We start from the raw sequence: 24,759 nt of genomic DNA on the forward strand, positions 1-24,759 counted from the left end.
CACGAGATCGATCATGAATCGTTTGTTGCTTTCGTTTGCCTTTCTACTGACCGCCATTCCTGGCACTTCGTATGCGCACAAGGTTTGGTTGCTGCCATCACAAACCGTGTTCTCGGGTCCGGAACCCTGGCTGACCGTCGACGCGGCGGTTTCCAACGACCTGTTCTACTTCAACCACTTTCCGTTGAGCCTGGACAATCTGGTCATCACGACTCCCGATGGAACCGAAGCCGAAGCCCAAAACAAGTCCACAGGCAAGTACCGCAGCGTCTTTGATTTGCCCCTGACTCAGCGTGGCACCTATCGTCTGGCAATCGTCAACGATGGCGCCTTTGCAAGCTGGGAAGAGAACGGCGAACGACGTCGCTGGCGGGGAAGCGCCGCTGCGATCGGAACTGAAGTGCCCGCCGACGCAGACAACCTTCGCATCACCGAAAGCTTTGGCCGGATTGAAACATTCGTCACCAATGGTGCTCCCTCCCAAGAAGCCTTGCAGCCAGTTGGAAAGGGCATTGAACTCATTCCTGTGACGCACCCCAACGATTTGTACTCGGGGGAAACCGCAACGTTCCGCTTCCTGGTCAACGGCCAACCTCAAAAGGACATGGAAATCGTGGTCATCGAAGGCGGCACGCGGTACCGCAATTCGCAAGAGGAACTCAATGTCACGACCAACGAAGAAGGTGAGTTCCAAATCACTTGGGCCGAACCTGGCATGTACTGGATCGAAACCAGCCACCAAGACAACGAGACCAAGATTGAGAACGCAACCGGCCGCCGAATGAGCTACGCGGGCACTTTCGAAGTCCTGCCTCAATGATCTCGAAGGTCAACGCCATTTGCCTCGCGGCACTCGTCTTCGCCGCTTGGGGTTTGGCTCAATGGACGGAAGGCACTTGGTGGATCGCACCACCAAGTGCCTCGCGTTGGTGGGCGGCGGCAGGTTCGCTTGCCGCCTATGGCTTGCTGTGCGTTTGGTCGTTTCGAGGCAACCCAGCGTCCCAGAGCATGCCCGTGAAAGTTGCGTCGGTGACCTGCAATCACGTGCCCCCAGAAGTTCCTTCCAGGAGTTTCGACAACGATCCCATGCTGGTGATCTACGCCAGTGAAACAGGATTCGCAGAGGAACTTGCCCAACAGACACTGGATTTGCTTCGCGGGGCGGGCCAGCTCGCTGAGTTGCTGCCGCTTGATTCGATTTCGATGGAGCGATTGCAAACGACTCGGCAAGCCTTCTTTTTGGCAAGCACAGCCGGGGAGGGTGAACCGCCCGCTCACGCCTGCGAGTTCGCCGAAGAGGTGATGTCGACGCAGCCTGATTTGTCCTCGCTGAGTTACGCTGTTTTGGCGTTCGGTGACAGCAGCTATGACGAGTACTGCGCCTTCGGCCGGCAAATCGACGCTTGGTTGCAGCAATGCGGCGCGCAGGCAACGGACGATCGGATCGACGTCGATGATGCCGATCCCATGGCATTATCAGTATGGCAAGCTCTCGTCGAAGAGTTTGCCGGCAATGCTCAACCGAGTCTGTGAGCTCAACTCAGCTTCGGTAGCGAACCAAGTACCAACCGCAACCAATTGAGGTCGCGAATTCCAATTCGTGCGGGTCGGACAATCCGCCCACAAAGGAACTGGGCCGACTCTGCCGCGGATGCCACTCCGCCCAATCACCACCGTCCGTCCCGGTCAGTTGAAGCTTGATCGCACCGTTTTGCGACTCAATTGCACTGACGTAGACCGACTGTTTGGCCACCGGAGGTGCTTGCAACAAAATCAATGTGGTCGGACGCCCAAAGGGATACGCCATGAATGGTCCGATCGCGGGCAGTTCACCGTCGCGCTGTGGCCACTGCTCACGCAGAGGCCCCGCGATGCGTTCGAGTTCCTGAACCCGCATGGCGAATCTCGCCCGCTTGCCTTGCCATGCGATCGAGTCCAAGTGGATCGCGAGTGCACACCAAAACGCAACCAACGTTGCCATCACCAACAACTGGGCCAATGACCGACGACGAATCATCGACGCTGACCTCACAAAGAACTGCAGCAGCAAACCCAGCAGGCTTCCCACGGCCAGGATCCCAATCAGAACGATGCCCACACCGCGAACCGGATTTGCTGACATCCAATCGCTGGAAAACCAATGGTCGTGAACCAAGGACTCAAACGAAGGATCCACGGCTGCCCAAATCACAAGCATGCTGAATGCCGCGACCTGGATCCCCCCTAGCCATTGAGATTGTTGGAACACTCGGATTGCCTTCTCCTTTGCAAACGATTCGTCAGTGAGCCTTGCCTCGACGGACACTCACTGGCAGTGTCCCAGTGCCATCAACGCGAAACTGGTCGCGAGGTTTTTGTCATTCTCAAACCAGCGTTGGTTGTCGTTGCTCCACGACCCGTCTTCGTTTTGACGTTCGGCGAGCTCAGCGACCAAGTCTGCTTTCCAGTCATGTTCCTGGCCCTCGGAATCGGCAACCGTTTCGAGCCCGGCTGCATCGAGCGCGGCCGCGAAGGTGTGGTAGTAGTAATACAGCCCGGCGGTTCCCATGCCGGGATTCTTTTCGACGCTGTAGTGGTCTTGGATCCATTGTCGAGCAGCTTTCACGCGAGGGTCTTCCTTGGTCAGACCGGCGAAGATCATGCTCTTGAGCCCCGTGTATCCCATCGATCCATAGCTGCGAAGTCCGCCGTTGGGGGTGAAGCGTTCTTCCGACGTGCTCGGATCAATCTTGGTCGTCGGGATTTCGTAGTAGAACCCGCCGTCGTCCACCTTGTCGGCAAACTGTGTGTCGTTGAATTCGCTGTCGAGGTTCTGGCAGCGGGAAATGAACACCAACGCACTTTGAATGGCAGGGTCACTGGCCGGAGTTTCCACGGCTCGCAAGGCTTCGATCATGTACGCCGTGTTGGAGAGATCCGGTCGGCCAGCCCCGCTATACCCCACGCCACCGTACCACGGGTCGGAAGGATCACGGGTTCCGGAACCGTACTGAATCCCGGTCACGAACCCCTTGGCTCGCTTCAGAATTTCGTTGTACTGCCCGGTTTTGTTCGCTTCGGCAAAGCACACCATCGCGACACAGGTTTCGTAATTTTTCAGCCGACCGTTTCCGTAAATGCCACCGTCGGGTTTGACGTAGCCTGCCAGTGCTTTGAGTCCCTCGGCGACCATCGGATCGTCGAGGGTTTGTCCGTTCCGCAGTGCCGATGTGACCGCGAGCGCCGTCACACCAGGACCGACTCGATCTGAAAACGTTCCTTGCTCGGATTGCCCCTCTTTGGCCAGAAAAGCCAACCCCTTGCTGACAATTTCCTGCCGAAGCTGCTCCGTTTTGCTGATTGTTTTTGCTTCCGACGATGCCCCTGCTTCTTGGCCGTGAGCAGGCAAGCTGATGATCGCTGCCGCACACGTTGTGACAAATATCCGGCGACTGAGGCGGAATTTTCGGCGAGCGGATGTCGGTCCGGAAGGGTTGGAATCCCAATGCATTTGTGTTTCTCAAGGAAGGAGGGAAAGAAAAGCGTTCGATCTCCATGCATCGCTCCACAAAGCAAGCCATGTGCCAGCGACCATTCCCAAACAATTCTCAATTTTTCGTGGCGGATGCAGGTTGAGATCGCAACTAGCCGGTAGAAGGCTTTCCGCCCAAATTCTCGCGTCTTGTTTGCCAGGTATTTGAATGCTCCGTCTCCCGCACGTTCGCCCCGTGGTCTTGCTGTTCTCTGGAGTCGCCTTGATCGGCGGCCTCGGTTGCTCGCCCAACATCCAGGCGCAACCGCCCGGAATGGGGCCTGGTGGCCCCGGCGGTCCAGACCAACCCGACCAAGAACTCGTCGAGAAATTTGACGCGGACGGCAACGCATGGTTGAACGATGCCGAACGCAAGCAGGCTCGGGAATTTCTCGCCGCCACCCCAGTCCAACGTGGTTTCGGTGGCCCTGGTGGACCTCGCGGACGTGGTCCAGGTGAAGGTCTTGGCCCCGCAGGAGGACGTGAGCGCGGCGAAGGTGGCGGAGGCGACTTCGGGCCTCCTCCCGGCTTCGGTCCGCCACAAGGCTTCGGGCCGCCCTCCGGATTTGGACCTCCAGCGGACGGTGGACCACCTCGAGGCGATGAAACGGGACGCGGTCGTGGTCAACGCGGCGGTGGGCCTCCCGGAATGAATCGTGATCGCCCCGAGCCCACGCCCGGACAAACCATCACCAAAGAATCGGTCACTCCAGTCGACGGTGACCTTTATGACCCTCAAATCGTTCGCACCGTGTTCTTGGACTTCAGCAATGACGACTGGGAAGAGGAAATGGAAACCTTCCACAGCACCGATGTAGAGGTCCCCGCCACCATCACAGTCGATGGAAAATCCTATCCCGACTGCGGCATCAGTTTCCGTGGTGCCTCGTCGTATGGCATGGTCCCGCGAGGTTACAAACGATCACTCAATATCTCCGTCGACATGGCCAACCCAGACCAACGGATCGGCGGCTACAAAACGCTGAACCTGCTCAACGGTGCCAGCGATGATTCGATGATGAGCACCGTGCTGTACTCTCACATTGCCAACCAATCCATTCCCGCCCCTCGAGCCAACTTTGTTCGCGTCGTCATCAACGGCGAGGACTGGGGCGTCTACACCAACGTCGAACAATTCAACAAGGACTTTGTCAAACGAAACTTTGGCAGTGCCAAAGGGGCACGCTGGAAAGTCAGCGGTTCGCCTCGCGGGGGCGGTGGACTGGAATACCGCGGCGAGGACTTGGAAAACTATCGCCACCCTTTCGAACAAAAGTCCGGCAACGACAAAGACCTTCAGCGTCTGGTCGATCTGTGCCGTGTGCTCGAACAAACCCCAACCGACGAACTCCCCGCGGCCTTGGAACCGATCGTCAACGTCGACGGTTTGCTCTGGTTCCTCGCTCTGGACAACGCCTTGATCAACTCGGACGGGTACTGGATTCGAGCGAGTGACTACAGCATCGTACTGGACAAAAAGGATGTGTTCCACTTCATCCCGCACGACATGAACGAAGCCTTTCGCGCTGCGGGTGGCCCAGGTGGTCCCGGAGGCCCGGGTGGTCGCGGTGGCCCCGGCGGACGAGGCGGTCGTGGGCGCGGCGGCCCAGACGGATTTGCTGGCCGCGGTGATTTTAGCGGCCCCCGAGGACTCGATGGACCGCACGATGCTGGTGGACCTCGTGATTCAGATCGACCTCGAGGATTTGCTGGCCCCGATCAAACCGGTCCTCGCGATGCCAAGCGTCCCACCGCGGAATCAACGGCCTCTCCCCTGGGATTGGATCCGCTGATTGGCCTGGACGATCCCACCAAACCTCTTCGCAGCAAAGTGCTGGCGGTCCCCCAGTACCGCGACGCCTACCTCGCGAATGTTCATCAAATCGCGGAGCACTCACTGAACTGGGAAACCATCGGACCGTTTGTTCAGTCGCAAGCTGAATTGATTGAACCGCTATTGAAAGTCGACACGCGAAAGCTGGGAACATTCGAATCCTTCCAAGCAATGACCAGCGACGCCGATGTCTCCGATCAATCGGAAGAACCACGTCGCGGCCATGGTGCGATGAACTTGAAAGCCTTCGCCGACGGCCGTCGCGAATTCTTGCTGAAGTAACGTCCCAGTGACCACGCTGTTGACAACGCCTCGTCGGAATCACACGGGTGACCATGAGGCGTTGTGTTGCTCAATCGCCTTCCACTATTCAAGCACGTCATGAATGACAAGCGAATCGAACTGAAGTATCAACTGGATCCCAGTTTGGCATTGGAAGTCAAACAGTGGGCCCGTCAACATCTCACCGCAGACCCTCACTGCGAAACGGGGGACAGCTACGACGTCAACACGCTGTACCTGGACACTCCGCAGTTGGACCTGTTTCATCAAACCGGAGTGATCGGGCGACGGAAGTATCGGGTTCGACGCTATGGCTGCGAAGCTCAGCTTTGGTTGGAAAGCAAATCCAAGAAGAAAAACGAGGTCCAAAAAACTCGATCCGTGGGGCCCGAACAGGAAGTGCTGCAGGCCTTGATTGGATTGGATGACATCCCAGCTCAGAAGGACAACGATTCCACCTCCACCCCGTGGTTCGGCGATTGGTTTTGCGACCAAGCCACAGAGCGTCAACTTCGTCCAACCACTCATGTCCACTACCGACGATTTGCTCGAATGAACACCGAGCAAGGTCAAAGCATGCGTTTGACCATCGATAGCCAACTGCACGCCAGCCCAGCAACCGAATGGGAAGTGGCATCCGAGGACGCCTCGTCAGATCGTTCGCAACGGGTGAAAGCGACCCCGCTCGAAATTCTCGAGCTGAAATTCCATCGAATCATGCCGCACCGTTTCAAAGAACTGCTGCGTGAATTCCCGATCCCGGTGACAGGATTTTCCAAGTACCGCGCAGCCATCCGCTGCTGGAACCTGGACCAAACCATTTCGATCTTCGACTCAACGAACACCTCCCCCGCGAATCTGCGTTCCAACCAGGAGACCTTGACGCATGCCTGAATGGCTTCCTCCGATCTCCACCGAAGTGGACGCCAACTTGCCGACGCTGGCAACGCGACTTGCGTTGGCTTGGTTATGCGGCTGGGCGGTGGCGTTGATCGCGCGGATCAAATCCCCCCACGACTCGCCGAATCAACTCACCCTCACGCTGGTCTTGATGAGCGTGTTGATCGCGATGGCCACCCAAATCATCGGTGACAACGTCGCTCGTGCCTTCAGCTTGGTTGGCGCTCTTTCAATCGTTCGATTCCGGGCCGCTGTGTCCTCCACACGAGACGTGGCCTTCGTCTTGGCAGCGGTGGTCGTCGGCATGGCGATCGGAGCGGGTCAATACTGGGTATCGTTCTTGGGCTTGATCACACTCGCTTGGGCCACTCAGTTCAACGGCGGGAGTTCAGCGTCTCAGCTCAAAAAACGATCGTTGACAGAAGCCCCCCAATGGCGATTGACGCTCAAGGTGGGTCTGCATTCAGTCGGCAGCTGGGAAGCCGAACTGAAACGTCTCACCAAAAGCTACGAGATTCTTTCAGCTGAGACGGCTCGTCGTGGGGGTTCATTGGAATTGGTCTATCGCTATCAACCACAAGACGACACCGACGCCAGCCAACTCATCGCCGCACTGAACACCATTCCAACGGTCGAGTCGGTCGCCACCAAACCCATCTGACCACCGAGAAGGCAGACGTCACGGGATCTGAAGTGACTCCAGTGGCAGCACTGCCATCTCGGCGCTGTTTTGGTTGGCGCGGCGACCGCCGTTGTTGGAGTACCCAACATACAGTTTGCCATCGTGTTCCATCGCACATGGGTAAGACAAACTCAGACGTTTGGCGGACTCACCAGGAGCATCCCCGTTCATTGACCGCCGGATGACGAACACTTTGCAGAACACATTTTCGCCTGGACGCGAAACGGCGATGGTCAGCGGCGATCGATTGCCACCGTTCCCAGCAGCGGTAGTGCAGACCAGGTACCTTTGGCCGTTGCTCAGGACACCCGCCGCGGGTTTGGACGTTGCCATCGGCAGATTGCTGATCCCAGATGGTGACCAAGTTCGACCATAGTCGTCGCTCTTCGCGAACAACGCTTTGGCGTCTCCACCATAGCGAGCCACGTTGAAAACGGTTGGCCCGTCCACCCATAAACTGGATTCGCCCCACATCCGATCAATGGTGCGTTCAACAGGGATCTTCACTAAATCCCACTGAGTGAAATCTTCCCCGCGGCTGATCGCTACCGCCGCCGGGAACACATCGTCTCCCGAATAACGCCTGCCAAGGAACCCGGGCATGATCCAGTTGCCATCGTCCATCCGAACGGGTTGGTTCATCGGCCAGAATCCCTGCTCAATGATCACGCCCATTGGCTCCCACTCTCCCGTGGATTCTTTCAATCGATAGGCACGTGTGTGGATGTTGTCCATTCGACCGTAGTAGGCGCCCTGGAATGCCCACAAGGTTTTCCCGTGCGACAGAAAGACTCCATGACTGACAGCCAGGTTTTCTTCAGCACCTGCATCGATGACTTGCAGAGGCCCCCATGTTTTCCCCTCGTCCTCGCTGACTCGGAATTGAGCCTCTTCGGTCACCGTGTTTTCGTCCCCTTTGTTGTGACCGATCGACGCAAACAACTTCCCTTGGTGCCGAGCAAGCGCGACTCCGTGCAAGAACGTGTACCCATCGCGGGGCTTGTCCCATTTTTTGATCACCTGGAAGTCGACGCTGGCAACTTCGGGCAAATCATCCGCTTGGGCCAACGGTGAGTGCTCGTCCCACAAAGGGAATGGCGGGGGAGGCTTGGGAACATCATGCACCGAACTCGCCGGATGATACGACGCTTTCACTTCATCAGCCGAGATAGCTTGGGGGCGAAGCTCCACCTCATCGATCGCGCCATGCCAGGTTTGCCGGATGATCCCATCGTCGTTCACGCCACCGAAAGTCAGCGGCGCAGCGGTGGGTTGAACAGGACGGTCCAGCTTCAACGATCCCGATCGTTCGCCATTGACATACAACTCCGCCTGATCCGGTTTGATCACCACACAAAGTTGGTACCAATGGCCGAGTTCAGGCACAGGTCCCGAAATGGTTTGCCATCCATTTTGATGAACATAGAGGCTGAATCGGTGATTGCGATCCAGCATCAGTGACCACTCGCGTTCATCCAACGAATAACGATTCTTGGCCGCGATGATTTGTTGATCAGAACTCAAGCGGTAGGGATTCACCCAAACCACAAGCGAATATTCACCCGCTTCCAAAACGCTGTTTGCATCCTGTGGCGTCAGCACCGTTTGCCCGTTGAGCAACCAACTCTTACCATCGATTCCGGTACCGATTCCTGCTTTGCCGTGCGTTGCAACGACACTCGATTGCGTTGAATCAGCCGACCACCGCACTGGTTCGCTCGCGATTGTCAGGACAGGAACCGAGACAAACAGACTCAACAAAATGGTTCGGATCATCGTTGGGGATACAGTAGCGTAAGAAGCAAGTGACCAGTCGCGAAGGTTTAGGGCTGAGCGGAAAAGAAGCCTATGCCACAATTTCAATCCGACACGTATTCTTCGCTCGTTGCTCAAGAGCATTCCCAGAGGGAATGCTCACAGAACCGGGGAAGACCTCTTACGATAACCGAAACGGAGTGATGTTTCTGAAGCGTTGGATCGTTTAAGAACCGCATCACAATTCCGCGATTGATTGGATCAAACATTCAGCTGTTCGATGAATCGCACAGCGTTCTGCACACCCGATTCAGATCGGATCCGCTGGCCCAGCTCGCCGGCCTTCGATTCCATTTCAAGATCAGCGAGCGTTTCGATGATGGCATTGGCAAGCCGCTCGGGTGTCAGCTTTCGTTGTGGGATCGGTTGGGGGCCGACACCGAGATCCTGAACCACACGCCCCCAAAAGGGTTGATCACCAAAGAACGGACAGATGATCGTGCGACGTCCGGCGCGGAGTCCGGCTGCGGTGGTCCCGCAGCCTCCATGGTGAACCACCGCGGAGACTCGGGGGAACAACCAATCATGTGGAACTGCATCGATGGAAAGCATCGTCTCCGGTAAATCGAACTCGTGCAGGTCCATGCCTCCCCAGCCCGCTGCCAACAGCGCACGTTGACCAGACAACCGAACCGCTTCGATGACACGCTCCGCAGTCGCTCGCGGCTCGCGTCCGAAGATGCTGCCGAAGCCAACGTAGATCGGTGGCGGTCCTTGTTGAAGAAACTTCACCAGGGTTGGATCAGGTATGAATTCGGTCGATGCATCCAGGAACCAATACCCCGTCACTGTCGCGTGATCCGGCCAATCGCAAGGCCTCGGAATCACGGAGGGGCTGTAAGCATGCAAAGCGGCGACCGGGCTGCCATCCGCGTGACGAAAGTACGCTGGACGCTTCGCCGCCATTCCTTCGGACCGCCGCCATTTTCCCACGAACCGAGCGCCACTGCGACGCGAGATGAATTCGATGAGGCGATAGGTCGCGTGGTTGTACCAACGCCCGAGCGGCAAGCGTGGGAATCCAAACGCTGGCGACTCGCCCGTGGGCACATACAGCGGCAAATAGAAAGCCAGGGCACAGCGACAACCGAGACGTTCGGCAAAATCTTCTGCGCCGATCGCCTTTTTGTGGAACAGAATCAAATCCGGCTCAAAGGCCTCCGCCGCCGTCCACATTTCGTTGACTTGGCGGTGCAGCATGTCGGTGAGTTTCGGCATCAGCCGAATGCCAGCCCGAACCATCTGAAACAGGTTGGTGGTGGTTTCCATCGCCACTCGACCATCTTCCGATTCCATGAAATCGCGAATGTCGTTGTTCAGTGGAGCGTAGTCGATTCCATGTGACCGAATGAATTCTTCGAACACCTGACAGGTACAAATCTGCACCACATGCCCCGCCTCCTTCAGCCCACCGGCCAACGCGACGTACGGCTGCACATCCCCTCGCGTCCCCACCGTCAGCACCAGAATCCGCATCCAACCTCCCAAAAAGGTGTCAGGTACCTTTTAGTCAAACTAGGTAACTTTGGGTTGTGCTCACTCCATCACTGGGTGAACGGTTCCCCGATCAGTTCGTCCCATTTCAGACGCTGCTCGGGTGTCAAAATCTCAAGAATTTTCTCGACCGTGAATCGAGTCCCGTCGGAATTCCACATGTCATGCGGTGGCCAGTTGAATCCCGAGGGGCCATTCATACCGGGCGGTCCACCAAAGTTTGGTGGTCCATCGTTTGGTGGTCCATTCATTTCAGGAGGGCGACCAAATTCAGGAGGTCTTCCGCCCCGGGAACCTTTTCCTTCGGGTGACCGCCTGTCTTCGAATCGCTCCCGCATTCCAAACTCAAACCCGCTTGGTCCCTGACCACGACGCCCATTTTCGCGATCACGCGGACCTCGATCTCGATCGAACCCACCGTGGCGTGTTGGACGCGTTTCCTCAATGATCCGATCGATTTTGGCTCGTTGTTCGCGAGTCAACTCGAGTGCTGCGACGACTTCTGCGGACTTGAACGTGAACGGCAACCGCCGCTGGCGAGCGATTTGTTGCAAACGTTCGATCTGCTGCGGGCTCAACTGCTTCTTCAAGAAGGAGTCAAAGGCATCCAACAGCGATGTCATGTCCGCGTTTTCATCGGTCAAATTCCCTGGATTCTCATTGGCCAATGAATGCCGTTCGGACTGAAGCAACTTGACAGCATCGGTGATCGCGTCCGCCTTTTCGCGATCGATCTGCAACTCTTTCTGAACGCTCTCTTCCAAGAGTTGCAACAGCGGCCCGATGTTCTCGAGCAACTGAAGTTCTTCGACCATGGCCTCCACGCGGGCGGACGTCATCGCCAATTCACTTTTCAAAGCGGGATCATCGGCGCGCAGTTCTAAGAAGTCCCGATAGAACGACAAAGAGGTCTCGAGGAAGGTTCGACGTAGGTCTTGAAGTCCCGCTCGATAAGCCAGTTCGTTTTCACTCAGTTCGCTGAAGGCATCCACCGCAGCGCGAGCCTGCTGAAAACTCTTCTCTGCCAATTCACGTTGCTGTGTTTCGCGATTGAGCGCCAATTGTGTTTGGTGTTGCTCGCGCCAAACCAACAAAGCCGTCACCAACAACGCGACCGAGGCGATCAACAGCATCCCAAAGGCAGCGGCCACCAAACCACTGTTGCGGCGACGCCATTTCGCCAATCGCTCAAGTGCCGTTGGTGGCTTGGCTTGAATGGGCTTGTCGTCCAACCAGCATTGCAAATCATCCGCGAGAGCTTTCATCGTTGCGTACCGTTCGGACGGCTGCTTCGCGATCGCTTTGCGAACAATCGTGTCCAACTCGGTGGGCAGATTCGGTGCGATGGAGATCGGAGGCGGTGGTTCCACCTCAATCACCGCATTGAGCAACTCGCGAAAACCTTCGCCCTGAATGGCGGGTTGCAACGTCAGCAATTCGTAAAGCGTCACGCCAAACGAATACACGTCTGTGCGATGATCCAAGATCATTCGGTTGCCAGACGCTTGTTCGGGCGAGGCGTACCGCAACGTCCCCATCGGGTCGCCTGTCCGAGTCAGATTGTTTGTGTCGGACTCGATGTGCGCCAAACCAAAATCGGTGACCCAGACCTTGCCGGCACCATCAATCAACAAGTTCCCCGGTTTGATGTCTCGGTGGATCACACCGTATTGGTGAGCGTGCTCGATTGCGATCGCAGCGTCATAGGCCATCCGCACCGCCGATTCGTAATACCGCCGTCGTCCTAGCGAAGTGCCCATCGAAGTCGTGTTGTTCGGTCGAGTGGGACCATTCCCCACTTCTTCTCGGAATGGCACGGTGTCATCCGTTTTCCCTTGATCCGACTTCTGCCGCATTTCATCGATCACATCCGCCAGCGTGCGTCCCTCAATCATCTGCATCGCGTAGTAGTGCACACCACGATCGCTACCGACGGCGTAGACGGGCACGATGTTGGTGTGGTGCAGAGCCGCCGCCGCATGAGCTTCGTTACGGAACCGCTGCAGACGCACTTCGTCCAAACCGCTGGCGAACGGCAACACCTTGAGAGCCACCTTGCGACCGAGGGAGAGCTGGATGGCCTCGTAGACAACCCCCATTCCTCCGCGACCGAGCTCACCGACGATTTGAAAATCACCGATTGGTTTGGCGGTGAATTCGGCATCGGGCCCCACCGCATTCACTGGCGACTCAGAGGGTGCCCCCACGCCATGTAGCATGGCCAGACCTTCGAGTGCCGGACGCAGTTCGTCTTTGATCGTGGCATGCTCAGCTAGAAACGCATCGATCGAAGGAGCCTTTCCACTGTCGAGCAAGTGCATGTAATCCTTGACCGCAGCGACCACGCCGTTGTCATTGGTTTCATCGAAAGTGGCCATGTTTTCCTCTTCGTTCAGTTGGTCGTCTGCCGCTCGGCCTCTCACGTCATGATCGTTCGCAATTTCGCAAGTCCACGGACCCAGAGTTTTTCAACACTGTCCACGCTCTTCCCCATTCTCTTCGCAACGTCCGCGAAAGACAGCCCTTCGACATGACGCAGAACGATGACCTCGCGATAATGTTCAGGCAGCGTCTCGAGCGCCTCAGCCAATTGCAGAAACGCTTCATTGCGAGCGAAGTGTTGACTCGGTGATGTCACATCCGCGGCGATCTTCGACTGCAAGAACCCCGAAGCATTTGCCAAACTCGCATTCAAATTCTGCTCCAGTCGCGGGTCGCGTTTTTGTGTCCCCAAGTACTTCCGCAAGTGCATTGCCAAAATGTTCTGCAGGATGCCTCGCAACCACCCCGCGAATTCCTCCGGCGTTTGGCCGCGAAAATCGGCCATGTTTTCGTGCGCTGCGATGCAAACCTCCTGAGCCAGATCCGACGGGTCCGCTTTGCCTTGCAAGTGATGATGCAAACCGGAGCGAGCCAAAAACTTGACGAACTTGCGGTAACTGTCCAGCAATTCCCCCAACGCGTTTTGGTCCCCCGATCGCGCATCGGCAATCAGCTTGGCAATCCGAGTCTGCGTTTCGTCGGGGTCACGTTGTTCAGTCATGTTGTTCTAAATCAGCGGCACGATTGCATTGGCGCCACTTCGTGACACACCCCACCGCACCTTGGAACCAGTTGCGGTTGAACCAGAAAACCGCCACTCAAACACGAAACTTTATCAGAGGTCGCGTCGATGAGGAGTTTCAAAACACCATCGAGGCGAAATGAACCCTGGCGAGCGTCTTGATCGTGACGGATCGATTCGCCACAGAAAGTCGCAATCGGTCGCCACAAATCGAAGCCGAACTACTCCGACACGCTTCCGCGAGCGATTTGCAGAATTCGATTCAGCGATTGAAGGTCCTCCGCACTGACGTGCCCCAACAATTCGCGATGCAAATTTTGAATCGGTTCATCCAATTGGCTGAGCAAGGCAAGCCCCTCCTCCGTCACACCCACCAAAAAGACTCGACGGTCCTGGCTGGATTGCTTTTTGTGGACCAACTCTCGATGGAGCAATTGATCGACCACGCGGGTGATTGCGGGGGCCACCTGGATCATCCGATCGGCGACTTCCAGACAAGGCATGGGTTCTCCATCGCCACGCATGATGCGCATCGCGTTGTACTGCGACGGCGTCAGCCCATACTTTCGCAGCAGGCGAGCCAGGCGGTTCTCGAGCAGATCGCTGGTGCGAAGAATGCCCAGCATGGCTTCTTGCTCAAGAGATTCAAAAGGTCCCTTTTTTTTAAGCTCTTCACGTAAAGAGGACGGCGTCATCAATGAATCCTTGGGGCAATCGTCAACAACTGCGCGTACCTTCACGGTCCAAGCAGTTGAAATTGTTTCGGTGCCCCCAATGCTTCGTTCGCAAACGACCAAAGCAACTTCAACAACATGGATCATGAATCGGCGTCTTGCAGCCAAAATGCCAAAGAATCCGCCCCTCGTCCGGCAGAAACGCCTTCCCTCACAAGGTGAAGTTCCAATGGTGCCGACAGTGCGGGAATGGCGGTCGATTTCACTCCCCCTGGTCAAATCCACCACACCTCCATTCCATCCGGAAGTTGACCAAAAAGACACCTCGACAATTCACTTGCTGTCGCTGCAGCACTTGAAATCCCACCGACTCAAAAAACGGTTTTGCGGTCAGACTGGCTTCGGTCAAAACGGTTTCACAATTCAAACGTCGAGCATGCTCGGCCAGTTCTGTCCAAATCAACTTGGCAACCCCTTGGCGTTGATGATCCGCCGAGACAAACAGTCGGTCCAAGTGTCCATCGCCGGTCATGTCCGCAAATCCGATCAGCTTTGAATCGGATTCCACCACCAGGGCAACGCGATTCTGGAATCGGCGGCACCAAGCTTCCAAGTCCAGGGATTCAGGTGCCCAAGCGTCCAACTGTTCTCTGGAATAGTCGCGACAGTTCACTCGATGCACGGTGTCATGAAAAAGTCGCCAGCATTCAATCCCATCTTCCTCTCGAAACAAACGCAACTTCATTTTGATCATCCACCCGCAACCGCCACTTTCAAACGGCCTTCGAGAACGGTCACCGCGCTGCCGGTCAAACGCACACGATCCGCGACGACCTCGCATCGAACCACTCCACCCCGCCCAGACGCTTGATAACCGACCAAGGTGTTGGTCCCCAATCGCTGGGCCCAATACGGAGCCAAGCAACAATGAGCCGATCCCGTCACCGGGTCCTCCTCAATGCCACACCGGGGCGCAAAGAACCGAGAGACAAAATCAAACTCAGCGTCATCCTCTGCCGCAGTCACGATCACACCGCGAGTCGGAACGGCGGTCAACAATGAAAAATCGGGTTGCAGATCAACCACCGTCTCACGCGATTCGGTGATCATCAACAGATCAAATGGTGTCCTCAGCACCTCCGCCTTTTGGATTCCCATGGCCGCCTTCAGTTGCGATTCCAGTTTCGAATCATCCAGTGCTGACAAGGGTGCGGCAGGAAAATCCAGCGTGATTCCCGATGCACTTCGTGAACAAGCAAGCTCACCGCTCCGGGTTTGAAAACGAATCACGACGTCGTCCTCCACGCGATCTTGTTCCCACAGCACATGCGCTGCCGCGAGCGTCGCGTGGCCACACAGATCCACTTCCACACTGGGAGTGAACCATCGCAACTGGTATTCGGCCGGATCGGCCAACGGAACCAGAAACGCCGTTTCCGATAAATTCATCTCGCTGGCGAGTTGCTGCATCCACTCGTCGCTCGGGTATTCCTGCACGAGGCAGATGGCGGCAGGGTTCCCACCAAAAGGCACGTCGGTGAACGCGTCCACTTGCCAAATCAAAGGGTCGTTGTTCGACATGGGATTCATTTTTTGAAGAAGAGAATGCCTGGACACTTTGCACGAGACATTTGGCACCACCAAGGTTCACCGTCACCTACGATCGGGCTTCGTGTCCGGTTACGATTCGGTGATGAACCACTCGGAAACCATCATCCGGCGAGTTGCCGACATTGTGAGCCAGCGAATGGCCGACCAACAGGCCGGGCATGGATTCGATCACGTCCGCCGCGTCCATCGAACAGCATGCGACATTCAAAAACACATGGGAGGCGATCGTTTCACCATCGAACTGGCGGCGTTGCTGCATGATGTCGGCGACGCGAAATTTCATGATGGAGTCGAGCGCAGCGCCGAGTTCTCTCGCGAAATACTGGGGGACCTGAAAGTGGATCCCGCGACGATCGAGCACGTCGCCCACATCGTCGACAACCTTTCGTTTCGAAAGCATGCAACCGCGGACGAACTTTCCCTGGAAGGCAAAGTCGTCCAGGACGCCGATCGGCTCGACGCCCTGGGCGCCATCGGAATCGTGCGCACGATCGAGTACGGAGCAACCGTTGGCCAACCTTTCCACATCGCTGGCAACGACCCCAGCGACCTGAACGGTCCGAAGACCGGTGCCGGTCACTTTTATCAAAAACTCTTTCGACTGCGTGACCTACTGCACACCGACCCCGCCCGCCAAATCGCGACGGACCGGGAACAGTTCATGAAGACTTTCTTGGCTCAGTTCCTGAGCGAAATGGCCGATTGACCCCCACTCGCATCAGGCACGTTTGACCGGAACGACTCGGAACGTTTCAACCAAAATGGCGTAGAAGGCAGGCACGACCAACAAGGTCAACATGGTGGTCAGCAACAGCCCCACGATCATGCACCATGCCAAACCTTCCCACAGCGGTCCGCCGCTGAGCGCCAAGGGCAATAAACCACCAACCGTTGTCGCGGTGGTGAGGAAGATCGGCAACATGCGTTGCTTGCCCGCGTCGATCAAGCAATCACGAAACTCGTCTTTGGTCAGACCAACGATCGGTCCTTCGTCATCTCCAGAGGAGGCTTTGGCTCGCGAACGTTCCGAAATCAAGAGGTCGGCGAATTCGACAAAAATGATCGCGGTGTTCAGCACGATGCCAAACAAAGCCAGGATCCCCAATTGCGGCATAAATCCCAGCGATTTGTCAGACAGATACAACCCGAGCCAAGCCCCCACCAACGCCAGGGGCAACGTGGAAAGTATGAGCAGCGGTTTGGACCACCCGTTGTATTGAAAGATCAAACACAAAACGATCAGCAGGAACGAAATCGCAAACGACATCATCATCTGCCCACCGGCCTCGGCACTTTCTTCGTAGGACCCGCCAGGTTCGATCCAATATCCCGTCGGCAAATCCTCCTGCAACTGCCGCATCTCTTCTGACTTCAACACGCGAGCGACCACATCGTTGCCGGTGACGCCCGGTTCCATTTGCGAGCTGACCTCGATCGTTCGATTCATTTTCCGACGTTCAATCTTCGCAATTTCAAACGCTGGCTTCAGAACCGCCAAGGACGCCAATGGCACCTTCCCACGATCCCCTTCCACATACGACTCTTGCAGACCGCGAACCGATTCGCGTTCGCTGGCTTTCAACCGAAAGTAAACCGGGACCTCGTGGTCGCCTTCGCGAAACGTGGTCAGTTGCAAACCGGAATAGTAGGAATTCAGCGTCCGAGCAATCTGCGAATTGGTGACCCCCACCAACGACGCACGATCCTGTTCCACTGCAACCTGAATCTGATACCCATCCACTCCCCAGGAATCCGAAACGTCCCACGTTTCGTGCTGTGCCGTGACGATTTGTTTCAGCTTGTCAGAGGCTTCACGCAACACCGTGGGGTTCGCGAACCCATTGCCGGAAATTCGAAAGACGAGCGGATCAGCCGGTGGGCCCAGCGCCAATCGGACCGGCACGATGCGGGCCCCCACGATCGGATCGATCCCCAAGGCTTCGTCGCCACGCTCCGCGATTTCTCGCACACGTTGGGCGAATTGTTTCGTCACCGACGCATCCGTCGTCCGCACCAAAATCTCCGCGAAGGATCGTGTTTTCGGCTCCGGGTTCCATCCCAAGTGCCAACGCGACCCACCGCCACCGACCAAAGACCGATACACGCGAAGTGGAGGTTGGGCGAATCCGTTGGCCGCTAGATTTTCAGTTCCAAGCCGCTGAAGAATCGTTTCAACCTGCTGGGTGACTTGATCGGTTTGTTCAATCGTTGCCGTTTCCGGCAAGATCACCTTGACGGCAAACTGCGTCCCATCCGCATCCGGAAAAAATTCGGAACTCACTGGCAATGCCAAGATTCCAATCATCAGTCCCAGGGTGGCAAACGCCGTCACCCATTTGAACTGGACGGCCAAACTGCCCAGCCATCCATACCATCGAAAGGGCAGGTTCTCCTGTTTGCGACTGGACGCGGAGCTTTCGGGGGCTTGATCCGAACCACGTTTTCTTCGCGGTATCCAACGGGCCAGTCGATTCCATGTCGCCACCACCGGCGAACCTGTTTGATCTGCCTGAGGAGCCCGAATGAACATCCCGGCCAAGACCACACACAATGACATCGCCAACAACCAACTGAGTGCAAGCGTGGTCGAAACCGTGACCGGTAGACTGTAGACGTATTCTTTCCCGCCACCTTCCAGGCTCACCAACATCGGCACAAACGCAGCCATCGTGGTCAGTGTGCCGACCAACATCGGAATCGCCAGTGTGTTGGCACCATCAATCGCCGCAGGAAACGGATCCATGCCCGCCATTTGATTGGACCTGGCTTGGTCACACACCTGCACGGCATTGTCGACCAACAGTCCCAGCGAAATGATCATTGCAGCGAGCGAAATTTGTTCGAGTTGAACGCCGAACAATGAGATCAAGCCGACGGAGACGACCACCACGATCGGGATGTTCGCAGCCATCACAAACGAGGTGCGGAAACCGACGACCAAGTAGACCACCACCACCACAATCAGAACTGCTTCGACAACATTGATGATCACATCGCGGATCTTCTTCGCGACGCTTTCGCTTTGATCCGAAACCGGGGTCACGGCGATGTCGGGCGGCAACAATTGTTCCACCTCCGACATTTCCCACACGCGGTGCTTTGCCGCTTCGCAGACATCAATGATGTTCGAACCGGATTTCATGGTGATCCCCAGCATCACAGCGGGGGTGCTGCCTTTTGCGTCGCCCACGCGGCAGATGTAGTTCGCGGGATCTTCGTAGTCACGCGTGACCGTCAAACCAAGTTCCGCCAAAGAAACACTGTTGTCGCCTTGACCCGTCCGAACCGTGCTCGCGATTTGTGTGATTTCATCGACGGCGTTGAACTCACCTTCCGTCTTGACCGAAAAGTGCCCGGAGTCCGTGTCCAGTTCGCCACCGGCTTGAATGATGTTGCGATCATCCGCCAGCGATTCCAGTTGGTTGGTGGTCAGTTCCAACTGGGCCCAATTGGCGAGGTCCGTCTCAATAAAAATCGCCTCGGATCGTTGGCCGAACATGTCGACTTTCGCAACCCCCGGCAACAACCGCAAAGCGTCCTGCACATCTTCCGCGTGCTTTTCTAATTGACGCAGTGTGTAGCGATCCCCAGGACGGATTTCGGGTCGTCCTTTGGACGGTGTTTGATGGATGCCCAACAACAGCACGGAGGTGTCACCGAACTCATCGTTGACGATGGGACGGACGTGCTCGGCAGGCATGGGAACCAGATCCACCCGTGCCCGAACCTTGTCCCAGACATTCTGAATGTCCGCGGGCGGGATGTTGTCTTCCAATTCCACAAACACAGTCGACTGGCCCGTCAACGTGGTCGACCGAGTCAGCTTGACCTCCTCGATGCCGGTCAAGTTCTGTTCGATCTTATCGGTGACCAGTTCCTCCACCGTCTCAGCAGGTGCTCCCGGCCAAGAGGTTGAGACCACGCAAACACGAATGGTGAATTCCGGATCTTCCCGTCGCGGGATGGTGACATAGGTGACTGCCCCCCATGCCATGGCCAAAACCGCCAGTGAAAAAACGATGGGACGGTATTTGACCGCCAAGGTTGGCAAGTTCATTCTGCGGATCCCTCCACCACCATCGGTGGCACTGGGTTCCCAATCAAATGCCCCTCTTCCAGTTCATCAAGTCGTCGCGGCGCTCCCACTCTTCGAACCCGTTCGCCGTCGGTCAAAAAGTGAACCCCGCGAACGACAACTTGCAATCCTTCGCGAAGTTCCGGCGATTGGACTTCGATCATCGAACCGGTGTCCAGGTTTTCCCGAGCGACCACTTCGACGCCAACTTTGGAAGCCAGGCCATCCTTGATCTCATAGAGAAACGTTTGACCGGACTCTTCGTCGATCGCATCGAACGGCACGAAGAAACCTTTGCCTTCGTTTTGGTCCGCCAAATCAACCGTCACCAATTCACCTGGACGTAGCATCCATTCGGCCCCTGGATCCAAGACCACCGACTCGCCGTCCCAATTCCGGGGCGGATTTCCGCCTTGCCTCGCCTCCGCGGGATCCATGTTGGGATCGCCTGCCAATTTCCCGACATACAGAGACTCCAAATCAATGTCGATTGGTTCCCCGTTCTCGCCCAGCATTTGAACGCTTCGAAAAACCCAGTTCCCCAAGAAGGGAATCCTGAGTTTGTTCTCCTTCAAACGCTGCTGCCGAACTTTCACCACCTCTGGCAAGTGTTCTCGCAACTTGCTGTTGGTCACCAGATAGATGAAGGCACCTTTATCGTCGCGATGAATGGACTCTTCTTCCACCAAGACCACCTCCTCGGAAGTGCCCATCATGCGATTGAGTCGCAAGGGCCAAAGGTCTTCCGAACGAGCCACTTTGTCATCGGGGAGATCTCCCGGCAATCGGTCTCGCATTCGCTCATTCAACAACAACATTGTCATTGTGAAGGTCCGAGTACCAGGATCCGCACTCGCGTCCACGTTGTAAACCAACCCGTTGGTATGCCGCTGGGTACCATCGGCCAGGGCATACGAGATGGGCAACTGACGGCGACTCCGCATGGATCGCGATTGCTTGGCCGACAGTTCCACTTCAACCTTGATCGGGTTGGTCATTTGCAACGTCAACACAGGATCCCCCGCGTTGACGACACTGCCAGGAACAACGTTCACCGCCGAAATTTGCCCCTGATACGAACCAAATAAAGTGGTGTGTTCCAAATCGCGTTGAGCATCGCGCAGCGCTTGTTCAGCGCGTCGAATTTGCGACTCGGCCGACTTCAGTTCCGCACGTGTCTGCTTTTCTGTGGCCTGCAATCCACTCAACGAAGCCAAACGGGTTTGGACCAGGTTTCGAGCTTGATCGTATTCGCTTTTGGAGGCCGCGTTTTGCTGTTTCAAATTGTCAATGCGTGAGAACTCCATTTCCGCGAGTGCCAAGTTCGCTCGGGCAGATTCCATCTCCGCTGGCAACGACTCGTCCAGCCGTATTTCAATGCTTTCCTTGTTCAACCGAGCGACTTCCAAATCCGCCACAGCAGACTCGACCGCGATTTCGTAGCGTTCCGGATCGATCCGCGCCAGCGGCGTTCCCTGCTGAACCATTTCGCCGCCCACGTCGATGACCCGTCCGTCAATGTTTTCTCCTGGTTCCAAGACCCACAGGACCTTCCCGCTGACCTCAAAACCGATGTCCTCGGTCTTCCACGACTGCACGCTGCCCGTGGCGGTGTAAGACGAAACCGGAACGGTTCGCGTCAGCGTCATCACTTCGACCGGACGCGGCGCCTTTTCGAATTGGAGCTCTTCCTTTGGTGCACACCCCACCGCCGCGATCAAGCAGACAAGGGATGCCAAACGGGCCGCATGCCCCATGGGTTTTGAAGAAGGAGTTGTCATGAAAAAGGCAATCAGAGAAGAGCGAAATTGCAGCGTGATCTTCCAATCGGAAGAACCACGTCAAAAGCACGTCGCGGTTTGTACCAAGTCTATCCACCCCGCAAAGCTACAATCGGGGACGTCGAAGGCAACATCACAGAGGGATTCGTTACACGGCGTGACAATTCGCCACCTATCCGAGGAATGAAGTGGCGCCCCGTTGGGGTACGATGAAGCCAATCATGACCACTCGCATCATGACGGTCGTTTTCCCCAGAGAGCCTAAGAATCCGTGACGAACCTGAGAACATTGCAGTTCAACGACTTGGATGACGCGGTCCAAGAGGCTCGATCGCTCCTCCAAACGGGATACATACCCTGTGGCAATTGGTCGCTGGGCCAAATTTGCCGGCACCTCACCTTGGTTCAAAACCCAAGTGTCGATGGCTATCCCGCCTGGATGTCTTTGTTTGCATTCATGCGTCCGGCAATGCGACGTTGGCTGTTGCCCAAACTTCGTCGCCCCGATTCTCCGCGCGGAATCCGAACCTCGTCGATGTTCGTCCCAGCCGATGACGTCAGTGACCAACAAGAAGTCGATGCATTCGCTCACAGCGTCAAACGATTTCATTCCCACTTGGGCGAATACGCTCCTCACCCGGCCTTCGGGCGGATGAGCCGGACTGAAATCGAAGAAATCCACACGCTGCACGCCGCACATCATCTCCGATTCCTCAAGCGAGACGGCTGATTATTTGCTGAGTCGTCCTCGCTGGCCAAGGCGGACTGAACTTCAAACAGGCGTGGTCGAATCGGCATCCGCCTGAGTGGGCGGAGCCGGGTTGCTCGACGAAGCCAGCTTCAACCCAACGATCCCCGACACGATGACGGCGATGCATGCCAACCGAATCGCGTCCCGTGATTCACCAAACAGAATCATGCCGGCGATGGCGGTTCCAACGGCACCGATCCCGGTCCAAATGGCATAGCCCGTCCCAAGTGGAATCTCCCGAAGTGCCAACGAAAGCGTGAAGAAACTCGCGATCATGATCACGATCGTGATCAACGTCGGAACGGGGCGTGAGAACCCTTCGGTGTACTTCAATCCAATGGCCCATCCAATCTCAAGCAAACCGGCCAGCAACAAGTAACCCCAAGCCATTGTTCTTCTTTCAAGCAATCAAGAACCGTGAACCAACTGCCGCGTGGAACGATTCCAAGCGATTCAAACTCGCGGCGAATCGTTCAGTATCGCGGCACTCAACTTGAGAACAAGACCGCTCGTCGTGTTCACCCGACGTTCGTGGACTTCATCGCGTAAGCGTCGTCGAAGCGATCGTCGAACTCAATGAATGCCGCGACCAACTCCGGGCGATCCAGGACCTCTTCCAATTGCTTGGCACCGGCTTCCATCTTCTCGTCGGCGTGGAGATCTCCCGCGGGCTGCGCCTCGTTTTCACGGCCAGCAACCTTCGCCGCCAGATCCATCGCGGACTCCTTCCATCCTGTCGCTCCGGCCAAAGCATCCGACAGCCCTGCACGCACCACACGAAAATCCATTCGGGCAAAGGCCTCTTCGAATGCTTCTCGCATCGCCATGACTTGCAGAGGCTTCACCGGTCCGGTCGCAATCACTTCCTCTTTGAGAAGTCGATCGAGCGTCCGCCCCAACAACACCATCCGGATGATCTCCATCGGAACACCGCGCACCGAAGTCAGAATCGCAACGATCTTTCGAATGGGAAACAACAGCAGCTTCAACGGTGCCTTGGCGAGCATTCCCAAACAACCGGCAACACAGCCTGAGTCTTCCGCGTAAAACGCCCGCAATTCTTTCAGAGAATCGGTCCGGTCATGGGCTTCGAGCGTTCGAGTCACGACATACCGACGGCATTGGCCGCGGATCACATCATCCACAAAAGGAATCGGGACAAAGCGGGCAGCGGAAGAAACCATGCCCGCGAGAATCCACTGGTGCATCAACCAATTCATAGTCACAAACGTTCGCTCGAAAGGTGGAGAGCCCGAATGGCTCGAATTTCAATTTGCCCGCCTGCATCATTGCACTTCCTATGCCACTCGGGACGGCAACCTTCGACAAAGAGCGACAGAGTCGTCCCGACACGCGAATTCTTGGCATGACATGTGCGTCGACGATGGGTGGCTCACCGGTCCTATTTTGGTTGCGGACGCCGCACGGCGGCAATCGCAGCAGACGCCCGGAGCAGAGCCAGTCTTTCGCATTTCCTTCATGGACACCTATCGATGACTCAAAACAACACCGCACTGATCACCGGGGCCTCCTCTGGGATCGGACGCGAACTGGCCATCCAATTCGCAGATGGCGGAAACGACGTCGTCCTGGTCGCTCGCAGCGAAGACAAACTCCGTGAATTGGCGACTGAAATTGAATCTCAGTTCGGCCAACGCGCCACCGTGATCACCAAGGACCTGTCTCGTCCGGAGTCCGTGGACCAACTCTGCGACGAGTTGACTCACAAGTCGCTCACCGTCGACACGTTGGTCAACAACGCCGGCTTTGGCGCTCTTGGGAAGTTCGCGGAACTCTCCGCGGATCGTCAAACCGACATGGTGATGGTCAACGTGGTCGCCTTGACTCGCCTCACCCGTCGCTTGCTGCCAAGCATGTTGCAGCAAAACCGAGGCGGTGTCTTGAATGTCGGCTCGATCGCGGCGTACCAAGCGGGCCCCAACATGGCCGTTTACTACGCCACCAAAGCTTACGTGTTGTCATTCACGGAGGGACTGCGAGAGGAGCTTTCCGGAACTTCCTTGCACGTCACCTGCTTGGAACCCGGCCCGACCGAATCTGGATTTGGCGAGGACTCGGGCATGGGCAAGTTGGAGATGTTCTCATCAACCACGATGACCGCCAAAGCCGTGGCCCGAGCCGGATACGAAGGCTACATGAAGAACGAAGACGTTGTCATTCCCGGTTGGAAGAACCGCTTGATGGTGACTTCCGCTGGGTTCTTGCCACGCATCGCGACTCGCAAATTGGTCGGCAAGATGCAGAGTGCCTGATTGCCACCACAT

At 56.5% G+C, this 24,759-nt stretch carries 21 protein-coding genes; 8 read left to right on the forward strand and 13 right to left on the reverse strand.

The genetic code is table 11. The features are described 5' to 3' along the window. The first annotated feature begins 13 nt into the window (after window positions 1-13). The gene (locus tag PSR62_RS01545) at window positions 14-820 is read left to right on the forward strand and encodes a DUF4198 domain-containing protein (protein ID WP_274406083.1); all 807 of its coding nucleotides are present in this window, start codon (window positions 14-16) and stop codon (window positions 818-820) included. Next, window positions 817-1,533, forward strand: coding sequence for a flavodoxin domain-containing protein (locus tag PSR62_RS01550; protein ID WP_274406084.1), 717 nt, complete (start codon window positions 817-819; stop codon window positions 1,531-1,533). Before PSR62_RS01545 ends, PSR62_RS01550 begins: the two co-directional genes overlap by 4 nt. Window positions 1,534-1,540: 7 nt before the next feature. On the opposite strand, the gene PSR62_RS01555 is transcribed toward PSR62_RS01550, so the two are convergent. Next, on the reverse strand, window positions 1,541-2,197 hold the full coding sequence (locus tag PSR62_RS01555; RefSeq protein WP_274406085.1) for a hypothetical protein: 657 nt from the start codon (window positions 2,195-2,197) through the stop codon (window positions 1,541-1,543). Between the two features lie 108 nt (window positions 2,198-2,305). Then, window positions 2,306-3,490: a prenyltransferase/squalene oxidase repeat-containing protein gene (locus PSR62_RS01560; protein ID WP_274406086.1), complete on the reverse strand. Its 1,185-nt coding sequence runs from the start codon at window positions 3,488-3,490 to the stop codon at window positions 2,306-2,308. A gap of 190 nt (window positions 3,491-3,680) precedes the next feature. On the opposite strand from PSR62_RS01560, the gene PSR62_RS01565 reads away from it, so the two are divergent. The 3 genes from PSR62_RS01565 to PSR62_RS01575 all read left to right on the forward strand — a co-directional run bounded on the left by PSR62_RS01565 (window position 3,681) and on the right by PSR62_RS01575 (window position 7,188). Beyond that, window positions 3,681-5,627 carry a CotH kinase family protein gene (locus PSR62_RS01565; protein ID WP_274406087.1) on the forward strand — a complete coding sequence of 649 codons (1,947 nt, stop codon included), beginning with the start codon at window positions 3,681-3,683 and terminating at the stop codon, window positions 5,625-5,627. A gap of 99 nt (window positions 5,628-5,726) precedes the next feature. After that, entirely contained in the window at window positions 5,727-6,521 is a 795-nt protein-coding gene (locus tag PSR62_RS01570; protein WP_274406088.1) for a polyphosphate polymerase domain-containing protein, read from the forward strand. Continuing rightward, window positions 6,514-7,188 carry a DUF4956 domain-containing protein gene (locus tag PSR62_RS01575; protein ID WP_274406089.1) on the forward strand — a complete coding sequence of 225 codons (675 nt, stop codon included), beginning with the start codon at window positions 6,514-6,516 and terminating at the stop codon, window positions 7,186-7,188. Before PSR62_RS01570 ends, PSR62_RS01575 begins: the two co-directional genes overlap by 8 nt. An 18-nt stretch (window positions 7,189-7,206) precedes the next feature. Here the strand turns inward: PSR62_RS01575 and PSR62_RS01580 are convergent, their stop codons facing one another. From PSR62_RS01580 to PSR62_RS01610, 7 genes are all read right to left on the reverse strand, one after another. Beyond that, the gene (locus PSR62_RS01580) at window positions 7,207-8,985 is read right to left on the reverse strand and encodes a LamG-like jellyroll fold domain-containing protein (protein ID WP_274406090.1); all 1,779 of its coding nucleotides are present in this window, start codon (window positions 8,983-8,985) and stop codon (window positions 7,207-7,209) included. A gap of 240 nt (window positions 8,986-9,225) precedes the next feature. Continuing rightward, window positions 9,226-10,500 carry a glycosyltransferase gene (locus tag PSR62_RS01585; protein WP_274406091.1) on the reverse strand — a complete coding sequence of 425 codons (1,275 nt, stop codon included), beginning with the start codon at window positions 10,498-10,500 and terminating at the stop codon, window positions 9,226-9,228. A gap of 68 nt (window positions 10,501-10,568) precedes the next feature. Beyond that, the gene (locus tag PSR62_RS01590) at window positions 10,569-12,914 is read right to left on the reverse strand and encodes a serine/threonine protein kinase (RefSeq protein WP_338020269.1); all 2,346 of its coding nucleotides are present in this window, start codon (window positions 12,912-12,914) and stop codon (window positions 10,569-10,571) included. A gap of 23 nt (window positions 12,915-12,937) precedes the next feature. Then, window positions 12,938-13,561 (reverse strand): sigma-70 family RNA polymerase sigma factor, encoded by a 624-nt coding sequence (locus PSR62_RS01595; RefSeq protein WP_274406093.1) that lies wholly within the window; start codon window positions 13,559-13,561, stop codon window positions 12,938-12,940. A gap of 242 nt (window positions 13,562-13,803) precedes the next feature. Next, window positions 13,804-14,277: a MarR family winged helix-turn-helix transcriptional regulator gene (locus tag PSR62_RS01600; protein ID WP_274406094.1), complete on the reverse strand. Its 474-nt coding sequence runs from the start codon at window positions 14,275-14,277 to the stop codon at window positions 13,804-13,806. Between the two features lie 241 nt (window positions 14,278-14,518). After that, window positions 14,519-15,001: a GNAT family N-acetyltransferase gene (locus tag PSR62_RS01605; protein WP_274406095.1), complete on the reverse strand. Its 483-nt coding sequence runs from the start codon at window positions 14,999-15,001 to the stop codon at window positions 14,519-14,521. A 5-nt stretch (window positions 15,002-15,006) separates the two neighbouring features. Next, complete coding sequence (locus tag PSR62_RS01610; protein ID WP_274406096.1) at window positions 15,007-15,837, reverse strand: PhzF family phenazine biosynthesis protein; 831 nt, start codon at window positions 15,835-15,837, stop codon at window positions 15,007-15,009. A 112-nt stretch (window positions 15,838-15,949) separates the two neighbouring features. Here PSR62_RS01610 and PSR62_RS01615 point away from each other — a divergent pair, with 112 nt between their 5' ends. Continuing rightward, window positions 15,950-16,573, forward strand: a complete 624-nt coding sequence (locus tag PSR62_RS01615; RefSeq protein WP_274406097.1) for an HD domain-containing protein — start codon at window positions 15,950-15,952, stop codon at window positions 16,571-16,573. A 12-nt stretch (window positions 16,574-16,585) separates the two neighbouring features. Here PSR62_RS01615 and PSR62_RS01620 read toward each other — a convergent pair whose 3' ends face one another. Both PSR62_RS01620 and PSR62_RS01625 read right to left on the reverse strand, forming a co-directional pair. Then, window positions 16,586-19,924, reverse strand: coding sequence for an efflux RND transporter permease subunit (locus PSR62_RS01620; protein ID WP_274406098.1), 3,339 nt, complete (start codon window positions 19,922-19,924; stop codon window positions 16,586-16,588). Further along, window positions 19,921-21,723, reverse strand: a complete 1,803-nt coding sequence (locus tag PSR62_RS01625) for an efflux RND transporter periplasmic adaptor subunit (RefSeq protein ID WP_274406099.1) — start codon at window positions 21,721-21,723, stop codon at window positions 19,921-19,923. Before PSR62_RS01625 ends, PSR62_RS01620 begins: the two co-directional genes overlap by 4 nt. 289 nt (window positions 21,724-22,012) lie before the next feature. On the opposite strand from PSR62_RS01625, the gene PSR62_RS01630 reads away from it, so the two are divergent. Further along, complete coding sequence (locus PSR62_RS01630) at window positions 22,013-22,453, forward strand: DUF1569 domain-containing protein (protein ID WP_274408312.1); 441 nt, start codon at window positions 22,013-22,015, stop codon at window positions 22,451-22,453. Between the two features lie 42 nt (window positions 22,454-22,495). Here PSR62_RS01630 and sugE read toward each other — a convergent pair whose 3' ends face one another. Continuing rightward, window positions 22,496-22,864 (reverse strand): quaternary ammonium compound efflux SMR transporter SugE, encoded by a 369-nt coding sequence (sugE, locus tag PSR62_RS01635; RefSeq protein WP_274406100.1) that lies wholly within the window; start codon window positions 22,862-22,864, stop codon window positions 22,496-22,498. Between the two features lie 128 nt (window positions 22,865-22,992). After that, window positions 22,993-23,694 (reverse strand): hypothetical protein, encoded by a 702-nt coding sequence (locus PSR62_RS01640; RefSeq protein ID WP_338020122.1) that lies wholly within the window; start codon window positions 23,692-23,694, stop codon window positions 22,993-22,995. 273 nt (window positions 23,695-23,967) lie between these two features. Between PSR62_RS01640 and PSR62_RS01645 the strand changes: the two genes are divergently transcribed. Continuing rightward, window positions 23,968-24,747 carry an SDR family NAD(P)-dependent oxidoreductase gene (locus PSR62_RS01645; RefSeq protein ID WP_274406102.1) on the forward strand — a complete coding sequence of 260 codons (780 nt, stop codon included), beginning with the start codon at window positions 23,968-23,970 and terminating at the stop codon, window positions 24,745-24,747. Window positions 24,748-24,759 lie beyond the last annotated feature (12 nt).

Source organism: Rhodopirellula sp. P2 (assembly GCF_028768465.1).
Taxonomy (GTDB): domain Bacteria; phylum Planctomycetota; class Planctomycetia; order Pirellulales; family Pirellulaceae; genus Rhodopirellula.

Bases quoted from the DNA above. Each gene is read 5' to 3' on its own strand.
- PSR62_RS01545 (WP_274406083.1), top strand. From the start codon at position 14: ATGAATCGTTTGTTGCTTTCGTTTGCCTTTCTACTGACCGCCATTCCT.
- PSR62_RS01550 (WP_274406084.1), top strand. From the start codon at position 817: ATGATCTCGAAGGTCAACGCCATTTGCCTCGCGGCACTCGTCTTCGCC.
- PSR62_RS01555 (WP_274406085.1), bottom strand. From the start codon at position 2,197: ATGCTTGTGATTTGGGCAGCCGTGGATCCTTCGTTTGAGTCCTTGGTT.
- PSR62_RS01560 (WP_274406086.1), bottom strand. From the start codon at position 3,490: ATGCATTGGGATTCCAACCCTTCCGGACCGACATCCGCTCGCCGAAAA.
- PSR62_RS01565 (WP_274406087.1), top strand. From the start codon at position 3,681: ATGCTCCGTCTCCCGCACGTTCGCCCCGTGGTCTTGCTGTTCTCTGGA.
- PSR62_RS01570 (WP_274406088.1), top strand. From the start codon at position 5,727: ATGAATGACAAGCGAATCGAACTGAAGTATCAACTGGATCCCAGTTTG.
- PSR62_RS01575 (WP_274406089.1), top strand. From the start codon at position 6,514: ATGCCTGAATGGCTTCCTCCGATCTCCACCGAAGTGGACGCCAACTTG.
- PSR62_RS01580 (WP_274406090.1), bottom strand. From the start codon at position 8,985: ATGATCCGAACCATTTTGTTGAGTCTGTTTGTCTCGGTTCCTGTCCTG.
- PSR62_RS01585 (WP_274406091.1), bottom strand. From the start codon at position 10,500: ATGCGGATTCTGGTGCTGACGGTGGGGACGCGAGGGGATGTGCAGCCG.
- PSR62_RS01595 (WP_274406093.1), bottom strand. From the start codon at position 13,561: ATGACTGAACAACGTGACCCCGACGAAACGCAGACTCGGATTGCCAAG.
- PSR62_RS01600 (WP_274406094.1), bottom strand. From the start codon at position 14,277: ATGACGCCGTCCTCTTTACGTGAAGAGCTTAAAAAAAAGGGACCTTTT.
- PSR62_RS01605 (WP_274406095.1), bottom strand. From the start codon at position 15,001: ATGAAGTTGCGTTTGTTTCGAGAGGAAGATGGGATTGAATGCTGGCGA.
- PSR62_RS01610 (WP_274406096.1), bottom strand. From the start codon at position 15,837: ATGTCGAACAACGACCCTTTGATTTGGCAAGTGGACGCGTTCACCGAC.
- PSR62_RS01615 (WP_274406097.1), top strand. From the start codon at position 15,950: ATGAACCACTCGGAAACCATCATCCGGCGAGTTGCCGACATTGTGAGC.
- PSR62_RS01620 (WP_274406098.1), bottom strand. From the start codon at position 19,924: ATGAACTTGCCAACCTTGGCGGTCAAATACCGTCCCATCGTTTTTTCA.
- PSR62_RS01625 (WP_274406099.1), bottom strand. From the start codon at position 21,723: ATGACAACTCCTTCTTCAAAACCCATGGGGCATGCGGCCCGTTTGGCA.
- sugE (WP_274406100.1), bottom strand. From the start codon at position 22,864: ATGGCTTGGGGTTACTTGTTGCTGGCCGGTTTGCTTGAGATTGGATGG.
- PSR62_RS01640 (WP_338020122.1), bottom strand. From the start codon at position 23,694: ATGAATTGGTTGATGCACCAGTGGATTCTCGCGGGCATGGTTTCTTCC.
- PSR62_RS01645 (WP_274406102.1), top strand. From the start codon at position 23,968: ATGACTCAAAACAACACCGCACTGATCACCGGGGCCTCCTCTGGGATC.